Annotated in this window: 16 protein-coding genes; 13 read left to right on the forward strand and 3 right to left on the reverse strand. The window is 70.2% G+C overall.

What is annotated here, in order from left to right:
• The first annotated feature begins 101 nt into the window (after nucleotides 1-101).
• The 6 genes from QY917_RS12285 to QY917_RS12310 all read left to right on the forward strand — a co-directional run bounded on the left by QY917_RS12285 (nucleotide 102) and on the right by QY917_RS12310 (nucleotide 6357).
• A complete protein-coding gene (locus tag QY917_RS12285; protein WP_123676782.1) occupies nucleotides 102-977 on the forward strand; it encodes a PhzF family phenazine biosynthesis protein in 876 nt (291 codons plus the stop codon).
• On the forward strand, nucleotides 974-1951 hold the full coding sequence (locus QY917_RS12290; RefSeq protein ID WP_123676783.1) for a threonine dehydratase: 978 nt from the start codon (nucleotides 974-976) through the stop codon (nucleotides 1949-1951). Before QY917_RS12285 ends, QY917_RS12290 begins: the two co-directional genes overlap by 4 nt.
• 174 nt (nucleotides 1952-2125) lie before the next feature.
• Nucleotides 2126-3214, forward strand: a complete 1089-nt coding sequence (locus QY917_RS12295; protein ID WP_123676784.1) for a cyclase family protein — start codon at nucleotides 2126-2128, stop codon at nucleotides 3212-3214.
• Between the two features lie 33 nt (nucleotides 3215-3247).
• Nucleotides 3248-4507, forward strand: coding sequence for an ABC transporter substrate-binding protein (locus tag QY917_RS12300; RefSeq protein ID WP_123676785.1), 1260 nt, complete (start codon nucleotides 3248-3250; stop codon nucleotides 4505-4507).
• Nucleotides 4504-5625, forward strand: a complete 1122-nt coding sequence (locus tag QY917_RS12305) for an SDR family oxidoreductase (RefSeq protein ID WP_123676786.1) — start codon at nucleotides 4504-4506, stop codon at nucleotides 5623-5625. The genes QY917_RS12300 and QY917_RS12305 overlap by 4 nt, the downstream gene beginning before the upstream one ends.
• A gap of 60 nt (nucleotides 5626-5685) precedes the next feature.
• On the forward strand, nucleotides 5686-6357 hold the full coding sequence (locus QY917_RS12310) for a histidine phosphatase family protein (RefSeq protein WP_011806938.1): 672 nt from the start codon (nucleotides 5686-5688) through the stop codon (nucleotides 6355-6357).
• A 65-nt stretch (nucleotides 6358-6422) separates the two neighbouring features.
• On the opposite strand, the gene QY917_RS12315 is transcribed toward QY917_RS12310, so the two are convergent.
• The gene (locus QY917_RS12315) at nucleotides 6423-7250 is read right to left on the reverse strand and encodes a creatininase family protein (protein ID WP_123676787.1); all 828 of its coding nucleotides are present in this window, start codon (nucleotides 7248-7250) and stop codon (nucleotides 6423-6425) included.
• A 50-nt stretch (nucleotides 7251-7300) separates the two neighbouring features.
• On the opposite strand from QY917_RS12315, the gene QY917_RS12320 reads away from it, so the two are divergent.
• Complete coding sequence (locus tag QY917_RS12320; RefSeq protein ID WP_123676788.1) at nucleotides 7301-8053, forward strand: alanyl-tRNA editing protein; 753 nt, start codon at nucleotides 7301-7303, stop codon at nucleotides 8051-8053.
• A gap of 51 nt (nucleotides 8054-8104) precedes the next feature.
• Entirely contained in the window at nucleotides 8105-10321 is a 2217-nt protein-coding gene (locus QY917_RS12325) for a protein-disulfide reductase DsbD (RefSeq protein WP_302077105.1), read from the forward strand.
• On the opposite strand, the gene QY917_RS12330 is transcribed toward QY917_RS12325, so the two are convergent.
• A complete protein-coding gene (locus QY917_RS12330; protein ID WP_123676789.1) occupies nucleotides 10322-11368 on the reverse strand; it encodes a formylglycine-generating enzyme family protein in 1047 nt (348 codons plus the stop codon).
• A gap of 181 nt (nucleotides 11369-11549) precedes the next feature.
• Here QY917_RS12330 and nhaA point away from each other — a divergent pair, with 181 nt between their 5' ends.
• Genes nhaA through QY917_RS12345 form a run of 3 tightly spaced genes read left to right on the forward strand, consistent with a single transcriptional unit; the run spans nucleotide 11550 to nucleotide 14745 of the window.
• Nucleotides 11550-12800 (forward strand): Na+/H+ antiporter NhaA, encoded by a 1251-nt coding sequence (gene nhaA / locus QY917_RS12335; protein WP_123676790.1) that lies wholly within the window; start codon nucleotides 11550-11552, stop codon nucleotides 12798-12800.
• Between the two features lie 49 nt (nucleotides 12801-12849).
• Nucleotides 12850-13365, forward strand: a complete 516-nt coding sequence (locus QY917_RS12340; protein ID WP_015914389.1) for a CoA-binding protein — start codon at nucleotides 12850-12852, stop codon at nucleotides 13363-13365.
• Between the two features lie 54 nt (nucleotides 13366-13419).
• Nucleotides 13420-14745 (forward strand): O-acetylhomoserine aminocarboxypropyltransferase/cysteine synthase family protein, encoded by a 1326-nt coding sequence (locus QY917_RS12345; protein ID WP_123676791.1) that lies wholly within the window; start codon nucleotides 13420-13422, stop codon nucleotides 14743-14745.
• 52 nt (nucleotides 14746-14797) lie between these two features.
• On the opposite strand, the gene QY917_RS12350 is transcribed toward QY917_RS12345, so the two are convergent.
• Nucleotides 14798-15781, reverse strand: coding sequence for a TerC family protein (locus tag QY917_RS12350; RefSeq protein WP_123676792.1), 984 nt, complete (start codon nucleotides 15779-15781; stop codon nucleotides 14798-14800).
• 125 nt (nucleotides 15782-15906) lie between these two features.
• On the opposite strand from QY917_RS12350, the gene QY917_RS12355 reads away from it, so the two are divergent.
• Both QY917_RS12355 and hemE read left to right on the forward strand, forming a co-directional pair.
• The gene (locus QY917_RS12355) at nucleotides 15907-16833 is read left to right on the forward strand and encodes a LysR family transcriptional regulator (RefSeq protein ID WP_123676793.1); all 927 of its coding nucleotides are present in this window, start codon (nucleotides 15907-15909) and stop codon (nucleotides 16831-16833) included.
• 101 nt (nucleotides 16834-16934) lie between these two features.
• Nucleotides 16935-18047: a uroporphyrinogen decarboxylase gene (gene hemE, locus QY917_RS12360; protein ID WP_123676794.1), complete on the forward strand. Its 1113-nt coding sequence runs from the start codon at nucleotides 16935-16937 to the stop codon at nucleotides 18045-18047.
• The last annotated feature ends 263 nt before the right edge of the window (nucleotides 18048-18310 follow it).

Here is an 18310-nt window from a genome sequence, read left to right on the forward strand (position 1 = left end):
CTGACCTTCCCGCGCGGGAAGGTGGCTGCAGCCCTGCGCACGCGCAGGTGCCGCCGCCGCATGCCCGCCCCATCCTCTATCACCACCACCGGAGCCGTTCCATGCGCCTGCGCCCGTTCCAGCAAGTCGATGTCTTCACCGCCACGCCCTACCTCGGCAACCCGCTGGCCGTGGTGCTGGACGGCGAGGGCCTGTCCACCGAGGAGATGCAGCGGTTCACCAACTGGACCAACCTGTCCGAGGCCACCTTCGTGCTGCCGCCGACGCCCGAGGGTCATGCGGCCGGCGCGGACTACCGCGTGCGCATCTTCTGCCCTGGGCGCGAGCTGCCCTTTGCCGGCCACCCCACGCTGGGCACCTGCCACGCCTGGCTGCAGGCCGGCGGCCAGCCGCGCGCCACGGGGCGCATCGTGCAGGAATGCGGCGTGGGGCTGGTCACACTGCGGCGCGACGGCGAGCAGCTTGCCTTTGCCGCGCCGCCGCTCGTCAAGAGCGGCCCGCTGGCCGAGGAGGACGTGCAGCTCATCGCACGCGGCCTGGGCGTGGCGCGGGACGACATCGTGGCGCATGCCTGGTGCGACAACGGCCCCAACTGGCGTGGCGTGATGCTGCGCTCGGCCGAGCAGGTACTCGGGCTCAGGCCCGACGGCGCAGTACTGGCCGGGCTGGACGTGGGCGTGGTGGGGCCGCGCGGTAAGGTCGGCGTGGTGGGTGCCAGCGATGCCGAGGGCATCGCGTTCGAGGTGCGCGCCTTCTTCCCGGGCAACAACGGTCTGGCGGAAGACCCCGTCACCGGCAGCCTGAACGCGGCGCTGGCGCAATGGCTCATCGGCGCGGGCCTGGCGCCCAGCCGCTATGTGGCCAGCCAGGGTACGGCGCTGGGCCGCGCCGGGCGCGTGCATGTGCAGCAGGACGGCCCGCAAATCTGGGTGGGCGGCCACTCCGTCACCTGCGTGCGCGGCGAGGTGCGGCTGTGACGCGCGCCGCAGCACCGCTGCCCACGCTGGCCGACATCGAAGCCGCGGCACGCACCGTCTACCAGGAGTTCCAGCCCACGCCGCAGTACCGCTGGGGCCTGCTGGGCGAGCGCCTCGGCACGGAGTGCTGGCTCAAGCACGAGAACCACAACCCGGTGGGCGCGTTCAAGATCCGCGGCGGCCTGACGTACTTCGACCGGCTGGCGCAGCGGGGTGAGCTGCCGCGCGAGGTCATCAGCGCCACGCGCGGCAACCACGGCCAGAGCATCGGCTGGGCCGCGCGACGCCATGGCGTGGCCTGCACCATCGTCGTGCCGCACGGCAATTCGGTGGAGAAGAACGCGGCCATGCGCGCACTGGGCGTGAACCTGGTGGAACACGGCGACGATTTCCAGGCCGCCCGCGAGCACGCCCTGCAACTGGCCGCCGAACGCGGCGCCCACATGGTGCCCAGCTACCACCCCGACCTGGTGCGCGGCGTGGCCACCTACTGGTGGGAGTTCCTGCGCGCCGTGCCGCACATGGATGTGGCCTATGTGCCCATCGGCCTGGGTTCCGGCGCCTGCGCTGCCGTGGCGGCCAAGCGGGCATTGGGACATGGGGTGCGCCTGGTGGGCGTGGTGAGCTGCCACGCCACCACCTATGCCGACTCGTTCGCCGCGGGCCATGTGGTGGCGTCGCCCGTCAGCACGCAGATCGCCGACGGCCTGGCGGTGCGCATGGCCGACCCGGACGCATTGGCCGTGCTGCTGCCTGAACTGGACCGGGTGGTGCAGGTCAACGATGACGCAGTGGCCGCCGCCATGCGCGCGCTGTTCACGGACACCCACAACGTGGCCGAGGGCGCGGGCGCGGCGGCACTGGCTGCCGCGCTGCAGCAGCGGGAAGCTCTGCGCGGCCAGTGCGTGGGCCTGCCGCTCACAGGCGGGAATGTGGATGCGGCGTTGTTCGCCCGGGTACTGATGGGGCAGTGACTGCGGGTTTCGACCTGCAAAACACGCCGCACGAGGCCGGCCAGAGAACGCCAGGGTTTTCCCGGCGGGTGATTTCAACCAACAAAACTTTCATCGCGGTGTTTGACGCAGCCCTGCCTGCGCCAACACCATTGCTTCCAAGCCGCACCCATCCGCGGCGCTGGAGACACCAATATGCGATGGAGACAACGCCCCGCCGGCTCCAACTGGGGTGACTTCGGGCCCGACGACCAGTTGGGCCGCACCAACCTGATCGGCCCGGAGCAGGTGCGCAAGGGCGTGCAGGAAGTGCGCGAGGGCATCAGCCTGTGCCTGTCGCTGCCGCTGGACTACCCCGGCGGCAACGTGCTGAACGCGCGCCGCCTGCCGCCCCAACTGCGCCCCACGCGGCGCGAAGGCATTCCGTACGTCAACTTTCCGCTGGGCCATGTGTACCCCGGCGCCACCGACGTGGTCAGCGACGACCAGGTGCTGCTGTCGTTGCAGTACTCCACGCAATGGGACTCGCTGGCGCATGTGGGCGCGCTGTTCGACCCCGACGGCGATGGCCAGCCGCGCACGGTGTACTACAACGGCTACCGCGGCCACGAGCACATCCTGGGTCCGCAGGACCATGGCATCCCCGCGCGCGACGGCGACGGCACGGCGGCGCGTTACCAGCCCGTGTGCTGCGCCGGCCGCGCGCCGGACGAGAGCGTGGCCCGCGCGCTGGGCGTGGAGCACCTGGCCGTGAAGGGCATGCAGGGGCGCGGCGTGCTGGTGGACCTGGAGCGCGCCTACGGCACCGACTTCCGCGACATCGGCTACGACGAACTCATGCGTGCCATGGAGCGCAGCGGCGCCAGCGTGGAGCCCGGCGACATGCTGCTGCTGCGCACCGGCTTTGCCGAGCTGGTGCTGTCCATGCAGCTCCAGCCCGACGCGCACCGCCTGCACCACAGCTGCGCCGCGCTGGACGGCGGCGACGAAAAGCTGCTGCAGTGGATCACCGACAGCGGCATCGCCGCGCTGATCGCCGACAACTACGCCGTGGAGCGCCACCCGCCACGCCGCGTGCCCGAGGACGGTGCGCCCTACCCCGTGCTGCCGCTGCACGAGCACTGCCTGTTCAAGCTGGGCCTGCCGCTGGGCGAGCTGTGGTACCTGAAAGAACTGGCCGACCACCTGCACGCCCTCGGGCGCACCCGCTTCCTGCTCACTGCGCCACCGCTGCGCCTGCCGGGCGCCGTGGGCTCGCCCGTGACCCCCATTGCCACCCTGTGATTCCCCCTACACACACCAACGAAGGAGACAACCATGAACCGCCCCGTCCACCTCACTCCGCGTCCCCTGACCCGCGCCTGCCGCGCGCTGTGCACGGGCCTTGCCCTGCTGGCCGCCACGGCCACCGTCACCGCCCAGGGCACGGCAATTTCTGACGACGTGGTGCGCCTGGGCATCCTCACCGACCTGAACGGCCCGTTCGCCGACATCACCGGCCCAGGCAGCGCCGCCGCCATCCAGATGGCCATCGACGACTTCGGCGGCAAGGTAGCGGGCAAGAAGATCGAACTGGTGGTGGCCGATCACCAGAACAAGGCCGACATCGCCTCCAGCAAGGCGCGCGAGTGGTTCGATACCGGCAAGGTGGACGCCATCATGGACGTCGCCGTCTCCGCGCCGGCGCTGGCGGTGCTGGAGGTGGCCAAGCAAAAGCAGAAGGTCGTCATCTTCAACGGCCCCGGCCTGGACCGCCTCACGGGCGACCTGTGCATGCCCAGTACCGTGCACTACGTGTACGACACCTACGCCCTGGCCAACGTAACGGCCAGCGCGATCACCGCACGCGGCGGAAAGGACTGGTTCTTCATCACCGCCGACTACGCCTTCGGCCACAGCCTGCAGGAGCAGGCCAGCGCCGTGGTCACGGCCCAGGGCGGCAAGGTGCTGGGCGCGGCCCGCCACCCGATCGCGGCGACCGACTTCGCCTCGTTCCTGATCAGCGCGCAGAACAGCAAGGCCCAGGTCGTGGGCCTGGCCAACGCGGGGGGCGATACGGTGAACACCATCAAGGCCGCGCGCGAGTTCGGCCTGACCACGGGCAAGAACAAACAGACCCTGGCCGGCCTGCTCATGTACATCAACGACATCCACGCCATCGGCCTGCGCACCGCCGGCGGCCTGATGCTGACCGAGGGCTTCTACTGGGACATGAACGACGAGACGCGCGCCTGGTCCAAGCGCTACTTCGAGAAGATGAAGAAGATGCCCAACATGAGCCAGGCGGGCGCCTATTCCTCGACCATGCATTACCTGAAGGCCGTGCAGGCCGCCAAGACCGACGACACGGCCCAGGTCATGGCCAAGATGAAGGCCACGCCTATCAACGACTTCTTCGCCAAGAACGGCCGCATCCGCGAGGACGGCCGCATGGTGCATGACATGTACCTGTTCGAGGTCAAGTCGCAGGCCGAGTCCAAGTACCCGTGGGACTACTACAAGCTCGTGGCCACCGTGCCCGGCGACAAGGCCTTCCTGCCACTGTCGCAGTCCAAGTGCCCCATGGTGAAGAAATGACGAACACCGTACTCGTCGTGGGCGCCACCGGCGTCGTGGGCCAGGCCTGCCTGCGCCACTTCGCCGCCCTGCCCGGCTGGCGCGCCGTGGGCGTGGCGCGCCGCGCCATCGCCCTGCCCGCGGGCGCCACCGCGCTGCAGCTGGACCTGCAGGACGCGGCGGCCTGCCAGGCTGCGCTGGGCGCACGGGACGACATCACCCATGTGGTCTATGCCGCCGTGTACGAGCAGCCCGGGGGCCTCGTGGGCGGTTGGCGCGACCAGGAGCAGATGCGCATCAACCTGCAAATGCTGCGCAACGTGGTCGAGCCGCTGGACCGCCCGGGCGGTGCGCTGCGCCATGTGACCATCATGCAGGGCGGCAAGGCCTACGGCGTGCACATCCACCCGCAGATCGCCGTGCCCGCACGCGAACGCTGGCCGCGCGACCCCCACGAGAACTTCTACTGGCTGCAGGAGGACTTCCTGCGCGAGCGCCAGGCCAAGGGCCCGTGGCACTTCACCATCATGCGCCCGCGCATCGTGTTCGGCGACGCGGCGGGCAGCAACATGAACCCCATCCCGGCCATCGGCCTCTATGCCTGGCTGCGCCATGAACAGGGCCTGCCGCTGGCCTACCCCGGCGGCCCGGCGCGCGTGAACCAAGCCATCGACGCCGACCTGATCGCCCAGGCCTGCGCCTGGGCTGCCGAGTCGCCCAACGCACGCAACGAAACCTTCAACCTGGAAAACGGCGACGTGTTCGTCTGGCAGAACGTCTGGCCCACCATCGCCGACGCGCTGGGCATGCCCGTAGGCGAGCCCGAGCCCCAGTCGCTGGCCACCGCGCTGGCCGACCAGCAGCCCGCGTGGGGACGCCTGGTGGACAAGTACCAACTGGCGGCGCCGCGCGATCTGACCGCCTTCATCGGCCAGGGCGCAGCGTACGCCGACTTCCAGATGAACCACGGCAGGGCCGCCCCGCTGCCACCGGTGATCATGAGTTCGGTGAAGATCCGCCAGGCGGGCTTTCATGCGTGCATGGACACCGAGGACATGTTCCGCAAATGGTTCGGCCAGTTGCAGCAGCGCCGCCTGCTGCCCACGGCGGCGCAGGCGCGGGCGGCGCTTGCAGCCTAGCGCGCCGCCGGTCGCAGCCGCGACAAGCGCGCGGGTGCGGCCTCGCCACAATTCCAGACCATGGGAACCCTCTACCTCGTGCGCCACGGCCAGGCCTCGTTTGGCGCGGACGACTATGACCAGCTCAGCCCGCGCGGCCATGAGCAGGCGGTGCGCCTGGGCGCGTACTGGCGCGAGCGCGGGCTGCAGTTCGATGCGGTGCTGTGCGGCACGCTGCGGCGCCATGCGCAGACGCTGCAAGGCATTCAGCAAGGGCTGGAGGGCACGCCCGAGCCCCTGCTGATGCCGGGACTCAACGAATACGACAGCCATGCGCTGATCCACTGCGTGCATCCCATGCCGTTGCCGCGCCCCGACACGCCCGAGTTGTACAAGCAGCACTTTCGCCTGCTGTGCGATGCCATGGCGCAGTGGATGGCGGGCACCATCAGCCCGGCGGGCATGCCCTGCTGGGACGATTTCTCTGGCGGGGTGCGCGCCGCGCTGGACCATGTGCGGCGCCAGCACACGGGGCACAACGTGCTGCTGGTCTCCAGCGGCGGGCCCATCGCCGCCGCCGTGGGCGAGGTGCTCTGCACCCCGCCCGAGGTCACGATCGCGCTGAATATGCGCATCCGCAACAGCGCGGTCACGGAGTTCAGCATCAGCCCCAAACGCCTGATGCTGCAGACCTTCAACACGCTGCCGCACCTGGACACGCCCGAACACCGCGGCTGGGCAACGCACGCCTGAGAACGGTTGCTATTGAAAAGTGAGCTGTTAGCGCTTGATGGAAAAGCGCTAGAGCCGATTTTTGCTTAAATTTTTGCCACGGTCTCGGGCGGCAGCGCATGCAGCTCGCCCAGCAACTGGGCCAGCCCCCTTGCGGCAGCCTGCACCATGGCCTGTCCCTGGGCGGCAGTGGCGGCCGCGGCATTGCCAACGGCGCCCGCGGGGTTGTAGTCCTCGATGGCCCAGCCCATCTTGGCGCTCTTGCCGTTGCCCAGCAGCCCGTAGCGCGCCGCGCGGTCCTGCGAGGTCGAGGGGAAATGCTGCGCATGCTCCATGCGCACGGTGGCCGGCGCCAGGTGCAGCATCATGGACGTCTCGATCTCGCCGCCGTGGATGCCGAAGCGGTGCTCCTGCGCAGCAAAACGTGCGTTGGTGGCCTCGTCCACCAGGTTGAACCAGCTACTGCCGTACACCAGCATCCCGTGGCGCTGGCGCAGCTCGCGCGCCACGATGTCCATGGCCGCCACGTTGCCCCCGTGGCCGTTGAGCAGCAGGAGCTTCTTCACCCCCGAGCGCGCGATGCAGGCGCCCAGCTCGGTCCACAGCGCGATCAGCGTGGCGGGCGACAGCGTGAGCGTGCCGGGGTAGGACAGGTGCTCGGTGGACAGGCCCACGTTCTGCGCCGGCAGCAGCAGCACGGGCAGGTCAGCGCTCAGCAGCGGCAAGGCGGCGTCGATCACACCGGCCAGCAGCGTGGCATCGACCGACAGCGGCAGGTGCGGCCCATGCTGCTCGACGGCGGCCACGGGCAGCACCGCCACGGTCTGCGCTGCCAGGCCCGAGGCCTGCGCCTGGGCAAAGTCGCGGGCGGACAGATCGGCCCAAAAGCGGGAGGGATATCGCATGCGGGCCATCTTAGAGCCTGTCCGCGCACTCCTGGGCGGACGCTCTACCATTGCCCACCATGACCCACGACCTTTTCCGCGCCGACAGCTACCTGCGCGAATGCAGCGCCACCGTCACCGCCCTCACGCCCGAAGGTGGCGTGGTGCTGGACCGCACCGTGTTCTACCCGCTGGGCGGCGGCCAGGCGGGCGATGCCGGCGTGCTGCTGCGCCCCGATGGCACGGCACTGGCCATCGCCGACACGCGCAAGGGCAAGGACGCCGAGGGGCGGCCCACCGCGGACATCGTGCATGTGCCCTCGCCGGGCCAGGCGCTCGGCCTGGCGGTGGGCGATGCGGTCACGGCGCGCATCGACTGGGAGCGCCGCCACCGGCTGATGCGCTTTCACACCACCACGCACCTGCTGTGCCACATCGTCGCGCAGCCGGTGAACGGCTGCTCGATCACGCCCGACTACGCGCGCCTGGACTTCCACATGGACGGTGCGCTGGACAAGGACGCGCTCACCGTCGCCATCGCGCGCCTGGTGGCGCAAGACCATGCGGTGACCATCGGCGCGATCAGCGACGCGGCACTGGACGCCAACCCGCAGCTCGTCAAGAGCATGAGCGTGCAGCCCCCGCGCGGCACCGGCACGGTGCGCACGGTGCGCGTGGGCGGCGCCTGCGACGGCGACGCCGCGCAGATCGACCTGCAGCCCTGCGGCGGCACGCATGTGGCGCGCACCGGCGAAATCGGCGCCGTGGTGGTCACCAAGATCGAGAAAAAGGGCGCGATGTCGCGCCGCGTGGTGCTGGGCTTGGGCGCCTGAACGCCAGCCCCAAGGAACCAAACCCCGCCCCAGTTGCTCCCACCCTGCGCCATGTCCCGCCTTCGCCCCTTGCAGCGCTCCCTGCACACTCTTTTTTTCATAGCTGCTTGCGCTTTATCCACGGGCGCCATCGGCCAAATTCAGCTCAAGACATCCGCCACTGCGGGCAGCAGCAGCGTCGTCACGCCGCATGTGCGCGCCGAGCTGGTGGCCCAGGCACCCGACGGTGTGGGCCCGGGCAAGCCGCTGTGGCTGGGCCTGTCGATCACGCACCAGCCCGAGTGGCACACCTACTGGAAGAACCCGGGCGACTCCGGCCTGCCCACGCAACTGGAGTGGCAGCTGCCGGCGGGCATCGACGCGGGCGAGGTCGCCTGGCCGGTGCCCAAGAAGATTCCTCTGGGCAACCTGGCCAACTACGGCTACGAGGGCACGGTGCTGTTGCCCGTGCCCATGACCGTCTCCCCGGCCTTCAACCCCGGCCCGCTGGCCAAGGAAGCGACCTTCCAGCTGAAGGCCTCGTGGTTGGTATGCCGCCAGGAATGCATCCCCGAGGAGGGCAGCTTCACGCTGCAATTGCCACTGCAAGGCACGACGGCGCTGCATGCCGCCGCGTTCGATGCCGCCGCCGCGGCGCACCCGCGCGATCTGCCGGCTCTAGGCGGCAGCAGCGCGCAGGTCGAGGGCGACGCCGTGCTGCTGCGCGTGGCCGGCCTGCCCCCGGCGCTGCAGGGCCAGACGCTGGAGGTGTTCCCCGAGACCACAGGCGTGGTGGAGACCGCCGCCACGCCCACGCAGCAGTGGGACGGCGCGGTGTGGACCGCGCGCCTGCCGCTGTCGCCCCAGCGCAGCGACGGGCCCGTGCCGATGCCGGTGGTGCTGGCCCATGGCGGCCAGGGCTGGCGTGCCGAGCTGCCCGTGCCGGGCGGCTGGCCCGCCGTGGCGGCACTGAAGGGCATGTCGCCCGCGCTGGAGGCCGCGCTGAAAGCCAACGCCGCCAATGCCGCCGCGCCCGCGGCCCCCGCCGCTGCGATACCCGCGCCGCTGGGCACCTGGCTGGCCGCGCTGGCCGGCGCGCTGCTGGGCGGGCTGATCCTGAACCTCATGCCCTGCGTGTTCCCGGTGCTGGCAATCAAGGTGGTGGGCTTTGCGCGCCATGCGCAGAACCAGCGCGCCCACCGCATCGGCGGGCTGGCCTACACCGCGGGCGTGGTGCTGTCGTTCCTGCTGCTGGGCGCGCTGATGCTGGGCCTGCGCTCCGCGGGTGAGGCCGTGGGCTGGGGCTTTCAGCTGCAGTCGCCGGCGGTGGTGGCGTCGCTCGCCGCGCTGTTCACGCTGATCGGATTGAACCTGGCGGGCGTCTTCGAGTTCGGGCGCATGCTGCCCTCGTCGCTGGCAGGCCTGCAGGCGCGCCACCCGGTGCTGGATGCCTTCCTCACCGGGGTACTCGCCGTGGCCGTGGCCTCGCCGTGCACGGCGCCGTTCATGGGCGCATCGCTGGGCCTCACGGCCACGCTGCCCGCATGGCAGGCACTGTCCATCTTCGCGGCGCTGGGCCTGGGCCTGGCCCTGCCCTACCTGCTGGCAAGCTGGCTGCCCGCGTTTGCCCGCCTGCTGCCGCGGCCGGGCGCGTGGATGGACACGCTGCGCCGCCTGCTGGCGTTCCCGATGTTCGCCACCGTGGTGTGGCTGGTGTGGGTGCTGGGCCAGCAAAGCGGCATCAACGGCGCGGCGGCGCTGCTGGCGCTGCTGGTGGCGCTCAGCATGGCCGTGTGGGCGCTCACGCTGCGCGGGGCCACGCGGGCTGTTCTCGCTCCTCTTTCAATAGCTGCTTGCGCTTGGCTGGTATGGCTTTGGGGCCCAAAGATCATTGAACTGGAAAGCGCACCCATGGCCGCGGCCTCGGCCCCCAGCGGCGTGGCCGGCGTGACCTCCTGGCAGTCCTGGCGCCCTGGCCTGGCCGACGAGCTGGTGGCCCAGGGCCGCCCAGTGTTCGTGGACTACACGGCCGCCTGGTGCGTGACCTGCCAGTACAACAAGAACACCACGCTGGCCAGCGCTGCGGTGCTGCAGGACTTTGCAACGAAGAACGTGGCCCTGCTGCGCGCCGACTGGACGCGGCGCGACCCCGCCATCACCGCCGCGCTGGCGCAGCTCGGCCGCAGCGGCGTGCCGGTCTATGTGCTGCATGCGCCGGGCAAGGCGCCGGTGGTGTTCTCCGAGATCCTGGGCGAGTCGGAACTGCGTGCCGCCGTGTCCGCGCTCTGATCACCGCCGCGCGCCGCGTGGCCGTGGCGAGTGCGGCGGGTCGATCTCGCGCACCAGGCGCAGGCCCACCAGGGTGTAGCGCGTCTGGGCCGTGTTCCAGTTACGGAACGCGCAGCGCGCGTACAGCGGCCAGGTGTGCCAGGAACCGCCGCGGCGCACGCGCACCTGGCCGGTGGCCGAGCCCTGCGGATCGTCCCGCGGGGAGTGCGCATAGCCCTCCTCGGCATACCAGTCCGACACCCATTCCCACACGTTGCCCAGCATGTCGTGCACGCCGAAGGCGTTGGGCGCGTAGCGGCCCACGGGCGCGGTGAACGCATGCCCGTCGTGCCCCGGCGCGGCCTGGGGCCGCCAGCGCGGCCAGTAGGGCGCGGCATCCTCGTCGAACACGTTCGCGTGGCGCGCCAGCGCGGCCGGGTCGTCGCCATGCGGGTAGCGCGTGCGCGTGCCAGCGCGGCAGGCGTATTCCCACTCCGCCTCGGTGGGCAGGCGGTAGCGGTGGCCCTCGGTGGCGCTGAGCCAGGCGGCCAGCGCATGCGCGTCGTGCCAGGTGATGTTGACCACCGGGTGGTCGTCGCCCTGGGCGAAGCCGGGGTTGCGCCAGGAATAGCGCGGGTCGCGCCCCTCGAATGCGTCGCCGCGCGCGCTGGCGGCGGGGTCGTAGGCCGGGTTGTAGCCGTAGCCGCCCGTGCCGTCGGCCTCGGACTCGGGCACGTAGCCGGAGGCCTGCACGAAGCGGCGGAACTGCCCCACCGTCACCTCCGTCTGCCCCAGGTAGAAGGCGCGCGTGATGCGCACGGTATGGGCGGGCGCCTCGTCGGCCAACTGCTCAAACCGCCAGCGCTCCAGCGTCGGGTAGGCACGGGCCAACGCGTCGACGGGCTCGCTGCTGCCCATGCGGAAGCTGCCCGGCGCGATGCGTACGAAGGGCATGCCCAGCGCATTCACCCAGAGGGCCGGCGCGGCCGGCTGCGCCTGCGCCGCGCTGGCGGCCAGGACAAGCGCCAAACAGACGCCTTGCAAAGCGGCAGAGGTGGCACGGACCATCGCAAACTCCTGGGCATGCGAAAAAAGCCAGTGTAGGGCCAGGGCATTGCGCGGGCACGCTGGGCGCGGCTTCCTATACTGCCCGCGGGTGTCCACCGCATGGGGCGGCAGGGCAGGATTGTTGCAGCGCAGGTCGGGCCGCCTGTGCACCACGGGCCGCAGCATGCGGCCCCGCCTGCCCATGACCGACCGCCTTACCCCGGGGCGCGCTGCGCCGCGCCAGCCCGCCCTGCTTCCCCTGTCCGACCGCTGCACGGCCCTGCTCTCGCGCCTGTCGCATGCCGATGCCGCGGGCGGCATCGTGCTGCTGATCGCGGCCGCCGCCGCGCTGGCCTGGGCCAATTCACCCTGGGCCGCCAGCTACCACGCACTGTGGCACGTGCCGCTGTCGGTCGCCGTGGGCGGCTGGCAGCTCACGCAGTCGCTGCATTTCTGGGTGAACGACGCGCTGATGACGGTGTTCTTCCTCGTGGTGGGGCTGGAGATCCGGCGCGAACTGCACGAAGGCGCCCTGGCCCAGCCCCGCGATGCGCTGCTGCCCGTGCTGGCCGCGCTGGGCGGCGTGGCCGTGCCGGCGCTGCTGTACCTGGCGCTGGTGCCGCCCGCGTTGCGCAGCGGCTGGGCCGTGCCCACCGCCACCGACATCGCCTTTGCGGTGGGCGTGCTGGCCCTGCTGGGGCGCGGCCTGCCGCCGGTGGTGCGGGTGTTCCTGCTCACGCTGGCCATCATCGACGACCTGGTGGCCGTGCTCATCATCGCGCTGTTCTACTCGGGCGGGCTGCAGTGGCCGATGTTCGGCATCGCCGCGCTGGGCCTGGCGGGCGTGCTGCTGCTGCAGCAGCTGGGTGTGCGCCGCGCCTGGGCCTATGTGCCGGCCGGCGCGGTGCTGTGGTGGGGCATCTGGCAGACGGGCGCCCACCCCACGCTGGCCGGCGTGGTGCTGGGCCTGGTGACGCCGGTGCACGCCCTGGCCGGGCGCGAGCCCGCGCCCCCGGTGCAGCGCGTGCAGGCCAGCCTGCACCCGTGGGTGACCTTTGGCGTGATGCCGCTGTTTGCCCTGGCCAATGCCGGCGTGGCGCTGGGCAGTGCAGGCGGCGCGCAACCGGCGGCGCCGGGCACCGGCCTGCTCATGGCCGCGGTGGCCGTGGCGCTGGTGGCCGGCAAGCCGCTGGGCGTGCTGCTGGCCTGCTGGCTGGCGGTGCGCCTGCGCCTGTGCGCCCTGCCCGCGGGCATGGGCTGGGGCGGGCTGCTGCTGACCGGGCTGCTGGCGGGCATCGGCTTCACCATGGCGATCTTCATCGCCACCCTGGCGTTCGACAGCGCCGCGCTGCTGGACGCCGCCAAACGCGGGGTGCTGCTGGCCTCGGGCCTGGCCGCGCTGCTGGGGCTGGCGTGGGGCTGGTGGCTCCAGCGCCGCGCCACGACCGCCTGAGGGGTGGCGCGGATACCCGTGGGCCCACGGCTGTGCATACACTGCCGCCATGCTCCGCACACCCGACACCATCAGCACTTTGCGTGACGTGCTCACGCAGTGCCACACCATCGCCGTGGTGGGCCTGTCACCGCAATGGCACCGGCCCAGCCACTTTGCCGCCAAGTACATGCAGGCGCACGGCTACCGCGTGATTCCCGTGAACCCGCTGGTCGCGCGCGAAGGCGGGCAGATCCTGGGCGAGACCGCCTACGCCAGCGTGCTTGATGCCGCCGCCGCGCTGGCCGCGCAGGGCGCGCGCATCGATATGGTGGATTGCTTTCGCAAGAGCGAGGACATCCCGCCGCTGGCGGCTGAAGCCATCGCGGTGGGCGCGCAATGCCTGTGGCTGCAGCTGGGCGTGTTCAACGAGGCCGCCGGCGCACAGGCCGAGGCCGCGGGCCTGCGCGTGATCCAGAACCGCTGCGTGAAGATCGAGCACGCACGCCTGTTCGGCGGCCTGGGCTGGATGGGCGTGAACACCCAGGTGATCTCGTCCAAGCGCCTGCGCAAGCTCCCATATTGATAGCTACTAGCGCTTGATGGATAAGCGCTAGAGGCCTATTTAACCCATAACACCATGACCGCATCCACCCCACCCGGCTCTGGAGCCGACCGTGCCTTCGGCTTCGGCACGCGCGCCATCCACGCCGGCGCCCAGCCCGACCCCGTGACCGGCGCGCGCGCCACGCCCATCCACCAGACCACGAGCTTCGTCTTCGACGACGCCGAGCACGCCAGCAGCCTGTTCAACCTGCAGACCTTCGGCAACGTCTACAGCCGCATCAGCAACCCCACGGTCGCTGTGTTCGAGGAGCGCATGGCCAGCCTGGAGGGTGGCCGCGCGGCCCTCGCCTGCGCCAGCGGCATGGCTGCGCAGATGGCGGCGCTGCTGGCCATCCTGAAGGCCAGCGACCACATCGTGGCCGCCAGCACGCTCTATGGCGGCACGGTGGGGCAGCTGGGTGTGGGCTTCAGCCGCCTGGGCATCGAGACGACCTTCGTCGACCCGTCCGACCCCGAAAACTTCACCCGCGCCATGCGTCCGAACACGCGCGCCGTGTACGGCGAGACCATCGGCAACCCGCTGGTCAACGTGCTGGACATCGCGGCGATTGCGGAGGTGGCCCACGCCCACGGCGTGCCGCTGGTCATCGACAACACCGTGGCCAGCCCCTACCTGTGCAACCCGCTGGCCCTGGGTGCCGACATCGTGGTGCACAGCGCCACCAAGTACATCGGCGGCCACGGCACCACCATGGGTGGCGTGGTGGTGGAGGGTGGCCAATTCCCCTGGGACAACGGCCGATTCCCCGAGATGGTGGAGCCCAGCCGCGCCTACCACGGCGTGAAGTTCTACGAGACCTTCGGCGATTTTGGCTACACCATGAAGGCGCGCATGGAGGTCAACCGCACCTTCGGCGGCGTGCTCTCGCCCCTGAACGCCTGGCTGCTGCTGCAGGGCGCCGAGACGCTGCACCTGCGCATGCGCGAGCACTGCCGCAACGCGCTGGCCGTGGCGCAGTTCCTGCAGCAGCACCCGCAGGTGGCCTGGGTCCACTACCCGGGCCTGCCGGACTCGCCGTACTACGCGCTGGCGCAAAAACAGTTCCGCGCGGTGGATGGCAGCCCCGGCGCCTCGGGCATCCTCACCTTCGGCGTGAAGGGCGGCGCCGCGGCGGGCGAGCAGTTCATCGACGCCTGCGAGTTCTTGAGCCACCTGGCCAACATCGGCGACGCGAAGACGCTGGTGATCCATCCCGCCTCCACCACGCACCGCCAGCTCAACGAGGAGGAGCTGGCCCGCGCCGGCGTGCGCGCGGACATGGTGCGCCTGAGCGTGGGCATCGAGGAGTTGGACGACATCCTCTGGGACATCGACCAGGCCCTGGCACGCACGCGCTGAACCGGGCCACCCACGGCCAGGGTCACGCCCGACCGGGGGCGCGCAGGGCAGGTCAGCGCTTGCCCGGCAGTGGGGGCGCGGGGCGCGCCGCGCTCCCCCCCGAGCCGCGCAGCGACAGCACGATGGAGCCGGCAATCAGCGTCGCCGTGACCAGCAGCGCGTAGCCGATGGGAATCTTCACCAGGTCGATCAGCAGCATCTTGGTGCCGATGAACACCAGCACCAGCGCCAGGCCATAGGCCAGCAGGTGGAACCGGTTGGCCAGGTCGGCCAGCAGGAAGTACAGCGCGCGCAGGCCCAGGATGGCGAACACGTTGGCCGTGAGCACGATGAACGGGTCGCTGGTGATGGCGAAGATGGCGGGGATGCTGTCCACCGCGAAGATGATGTCGGTGGTGCCGATCAGCACCAGCACCACGAACAGCGGGGTGTAGTGCTTGACGCCGTCGATCATGGTGGAGAGTTTCTCTCCGTCGAACCGGTCGGTGATGCGCATGCGCTGGCGCAGCAGCTTGAGCACCGGGTTGGTCGCGATGTCGGGCTCCTGCCCCGCCGCAAACCACATCTTGATGCCGGTGACCACGAGGAACGCCCCAAAAACGTACAGCAGCCAGTGGAACGTGGCCAGCAGCCACGCGCCCGCCAGGATCAGCAGCGTGCGCAGCACGATGGCGCCGATGATGCCGATGATGAGGGCGCGCTTTTGGTACTGCGGCGGCACGGCAAAGTAGCTGAACAGCATCAGGAACACGAAGATGTTGTCCACCGACAGGCTCTTTTCGACGAGGTAGCCGGTGATGAACTGCATCGACACCGTGTTGGCCACGTCGCGACCCTGGCTGCCGTCCAGGTACCACCACAGCAGTCCCACGAACACGAACGCCAGCGCAAACCACAGCAGGCTCCAGCGCGCGGCCTCGCCCATCGTCACCCGGTGCGCGCCCTGGCGCTCCATCACCAGCAGGTCCACGGCGATCGCCACGACCACAAAGGCGGCGAAGCCCGCCCACATCCACCAGGTGCCTATCGTTTCCATGCGTCCTTCTCCAATGGGGTTGTACTGACGGGCCCACCGCCCGAGGGGTGCAATGTAGGAGGCGCGTGGATTCCAAAAAACCTGCCTTATCGGTACTATTACTTCGGTTTTTACGAAGTAACTCCATGAGCCAGAGCTTCAACTACCGCCACCTGTACTACTTCTGGGTCGTCGCCAAGGAGGGCGGCATGGCACGGGCCGCCGAGCGGCTGGACATGGCGGTGCAGACCATCAGCGCACAGGTGCGCGAGCTGGAGAAGTCCCTGGGGGTGAGCCTGCTGCGCGCCGAGGGCCGCAACCTCATGCTGACCGAGGCCGGCGTGGCCGCGCTGCACGAGGCCGACCACATCTTCGCGCTGGGCGAGCAGCTGCCCCAGCGCGTGCGCGAGGCCGCCTCGGGCCCCACATTGCGCCTGAACCTGGGCATCTCCGACGGCATTGCCAAACTGGCGGTGCACCGGCTGCTCACCCCCGTGCTGGACGAGCCCCACCTGCGCCTGCTGTGCCACGAGGGGGAATTCCAGCCCCTGCTGGGCGAACTGGCGCTGCACAAGCTGCACGCGGTGCTGGCCGACCGCCCCGCCCCGCCGAACCCGGCGCTGCGCACCACCAGCCAGTTGCTGGGCACCAGCGCCATTGGCTGGTATGCCCCGCCGCTGTGGGCGCAGGCCGCGCGCCACGCATTCCCGCGCAGCCTGGCGGTCGTGCCGGTGCTGCTGCCCACCGAGCACGCCGCGCTGCGCGCGCGCATCGACCACTGGCTGGAACGCGAGCGCATCCGCCCACGCATTGCAGGGGAATTCGAGGACAGCGCCCTGCTCAGCACCTTCGCTGCCACCGGCATGGGCGTGATGCCCGCGCCCGAGACCCTGGGCCCGCACCTGGAGCAGACCCATGGCCTCGTGCCCGTGGGCACCACCCCTGAGGTGCATGAGCAGTTCCACCTGATCTACAGCGCCCGCAAGGTGATGCACCCGCTGCTGACCCGGCTGCTGGAGGCCGGAGCCGATGGGACGCTGTGGAACCCGGCCCCCACCCGTTCCCCCGTCTGAGGAGACGGCGCATCGTCCTGCAGCGCCCCTTTCCTTGATCTGAGGCAAGCCCGCGGGGCTTGCCCAAGGCCTGCGGGAGCCGGCCTGCGACAATCGCGCGCATGAGCTTCGCCCCCCTCCAGAACGACACCTTCCTGCGGGCCTGCCGTCGTCAGGCCACCGACTACACGCCCCTGTGGCTAATGCGCCAGGCGGGCCGCTACCTGCCCGAATACAAGGCCACGCGCGCCAAGGCCGGCAGCTTCATGGGCCTGGCCACGAACGTGGAGTACGCCACCGAGGTGACGCTGCAGCCGCTGGAGCGCTTCCCGCTCGACGCCGCCATCCTGTTCAGCGACATCCTCACCGTGCCCGACGCCATGGGCCTGGGCCTGTCGTTCGCCGAGGGCGAGGGCCCGCGCTTCGCCAAGTCGGTGCGGAGCGAAGCCGACGTGGCCGAGCTGGCCGTGCCCGACCTGGACAAGCTGCGCTACGTGTTCGACGCCGTCACCAGCATCCGCAAGGCCCTGAACGGCCGCGTGCCGCTGATCGGCTTCTCGGGCAGCCCCTGGACGCTGGCCTGCTACATGGTCGAGGGCAAGGGCAGCGACGACTACCGCCTCGTCAAGACGCTGATGTACAGCCGCCCGGACCTGATGCACCGCATCCTGGCGGTGAACGCGGACGCCGTGGCCGCCTACCTGAATGCCCAGATCGACGCCGGCGCCCAGGCCGTGATGGTCTTCGACAGCTGGGGCGGCGTGCTGGCCGACGGGTGCTTCCAGGACTTCAGCCTGGAATACACCCGGCGCGTGCTGGCGCAGCTCAAGCGCACGGGCGTGGACGGGCAGGATGTGCCGCGCATCGTCTTCACCAAGGGCGGCGGCATCTGGCTCGACGACATGAAGGACATCGACTGCGAGGTGCTGGGCCTGGACTGGACGGCCCACCTGGGCAAGGCCCGCGCCATCGTCGGCGGGCAGGTGGGCGGCCCCGGCAAGGCGCTGCAGGGCAACATCGACCCGAACGTCCTGTTCGCCCCGCCCGAGGCTGTGGCAGCCCAGGTGCGCGCCGTGCTCGACAGCTTCGGCACGCCGCACACTGACAAGACCACCACCGGTCCCACGCACATCTTCAACCTGGGCCACGGCATCAGCCAGTTCACCCCGCCCGAACACGTGGCCGCGCTGGTGGAAGCTGTGCATGGCTATTCACGCAGCCTGCGGCAGCGGTGAATGCCTACTTACCAAGGCTGCGGCGCCGGCATGACTTATTCACACTGCGGCAGCCGCATCCGGCGTGCCGCGCGGCCCGCAGTGAGCAGCGCAACAACCGGCAACAAATCACGGCGAACCTCGTAAGTGGTTGATTCATATGAAGGTCCTGCGCCTGCCGATTTTGTGGGCACCCTAAGCAAACCACGGCCAGACAAGGGCTTTCGGGCGGCCCAGCCGGGATATCAACAAAGTTATCCACAGAAAATCTGAACTTCCTGTGT

Origin of the sequence: Diaphorobacter sp. C33 (assembly GCF_030503915.1) — a bacterium.
GTDB classification, from domain to species: Bacteria; Pseudomonadota; Gammaproteobacteria; order Burkholderiales; family Burkholderiaceae_C; genus Diaphorobacter; species Diaphorobacter nitroreducens.

Bases quoted from the DNA above. Each gene is read 5' to 3' on its own strand.
- QY917_RS12315 (WP_123676787.1), bottom strand. From the start codon at position 7,250: ATGGCCCGCATGCGATATCCCTCCCGCTTTTGGGCCGATCTGTCCGCC.
- hemE (WP_123676794.1), top strand. From the start codon at position 16,935: ATGAGCTTCGCCCCCCTCCAGAACGACACCTTCCTGCGGGCCTGCCGT.
- QY917_RS12345 (WP_123676791.1), top strand. From the start codon at position 13,420: ATGACCGCATCCACCCCACCCGGCTCTGGAGCCGACCGTGCCTTCGGC.
- QY917_RS12300 (WP_123676785.1), top strand. From the start codon at position 3,248: ATGAACCGCCCCGTCCACCTCACTCCGCGTCCCCTGACCCGCGCCTGC.
- QY917_RS12340 (WP_015914389.1), top strand. From the start codon at position 12,850: ATGCTCCGCACACCCGACACCATCAGCACTTTGCGTGACGTGCTCACG.
- QY917_RS12305 (WP_123676786.1), top strand. From the start codon at position 4,504: ATGACGAACACCGTACTCGTCGTGGGCGCCACCGGCGTCGTGGGCCAG.
- QY917_RS12310 (WP_011806938.1), top strand. From the start codon at position 5,686: ATGGGAACCCTCTACCTCGTGCGCCACGGCCAGGCCTCGTTTGGCGCG.
- QY917_RS12285 (WP_123676782.1), top strand. From the start codon at position 102: ATGCGCCTGCGCCCGTTCCAGCAAGTCGATGTCTTCACCGCCACGCCC.
- QY917_RS12330 (WP_123676789.1), bottom strand. From the start codon at position 11,368: ATGGTCCGTGCCACCTCTGCCGCTTTGCAAGGCGTCTGTTTGGCGCTT.
- QY917_RS12355 (WP_123676793.1), top strand. From the start codon at position 15,907: ATGAGCCAGAGCTTCAACTACCGCCACCTGTACTACTTCTGGGTCGTC.
- QY917_RS12320 (WP_123676788.1), top strand. From the start codon at position 7,301: ATGACCCACGACCTTTTCCGCGCCGACAGCTACCTGCGCGAATGCAGC.
- QY917_RS12350 (WP_123676792.1), bottom strand. From the start codon at position 15,781: ATGGAAACGATAGGCACCTGGTGGATGTGGGCGGGCTTCGCCGCCTTT.
- QY917_RS12295 (WP_123676784.1), top strand. From the start codon at position 2,126: ATGCGATGGAGACAACGCCCCGCCGGCTCCAACTGGGGTGACTTCGGG.
- QY917_RS12325 (WP_302077105.1), top strand. From the start codon at position 8,105: ATGTCCCGCCTTCGCCCCTTGCAGCGCTCCCTGCACACTCTTTTTTTC.
- nhaA (WP_123676790.1), top strand. From the start codon at position 11,550: ATGACCGACCGCCTTACCCCGGGGCGCGCTGCGCCGCGCCAGCCCGCC.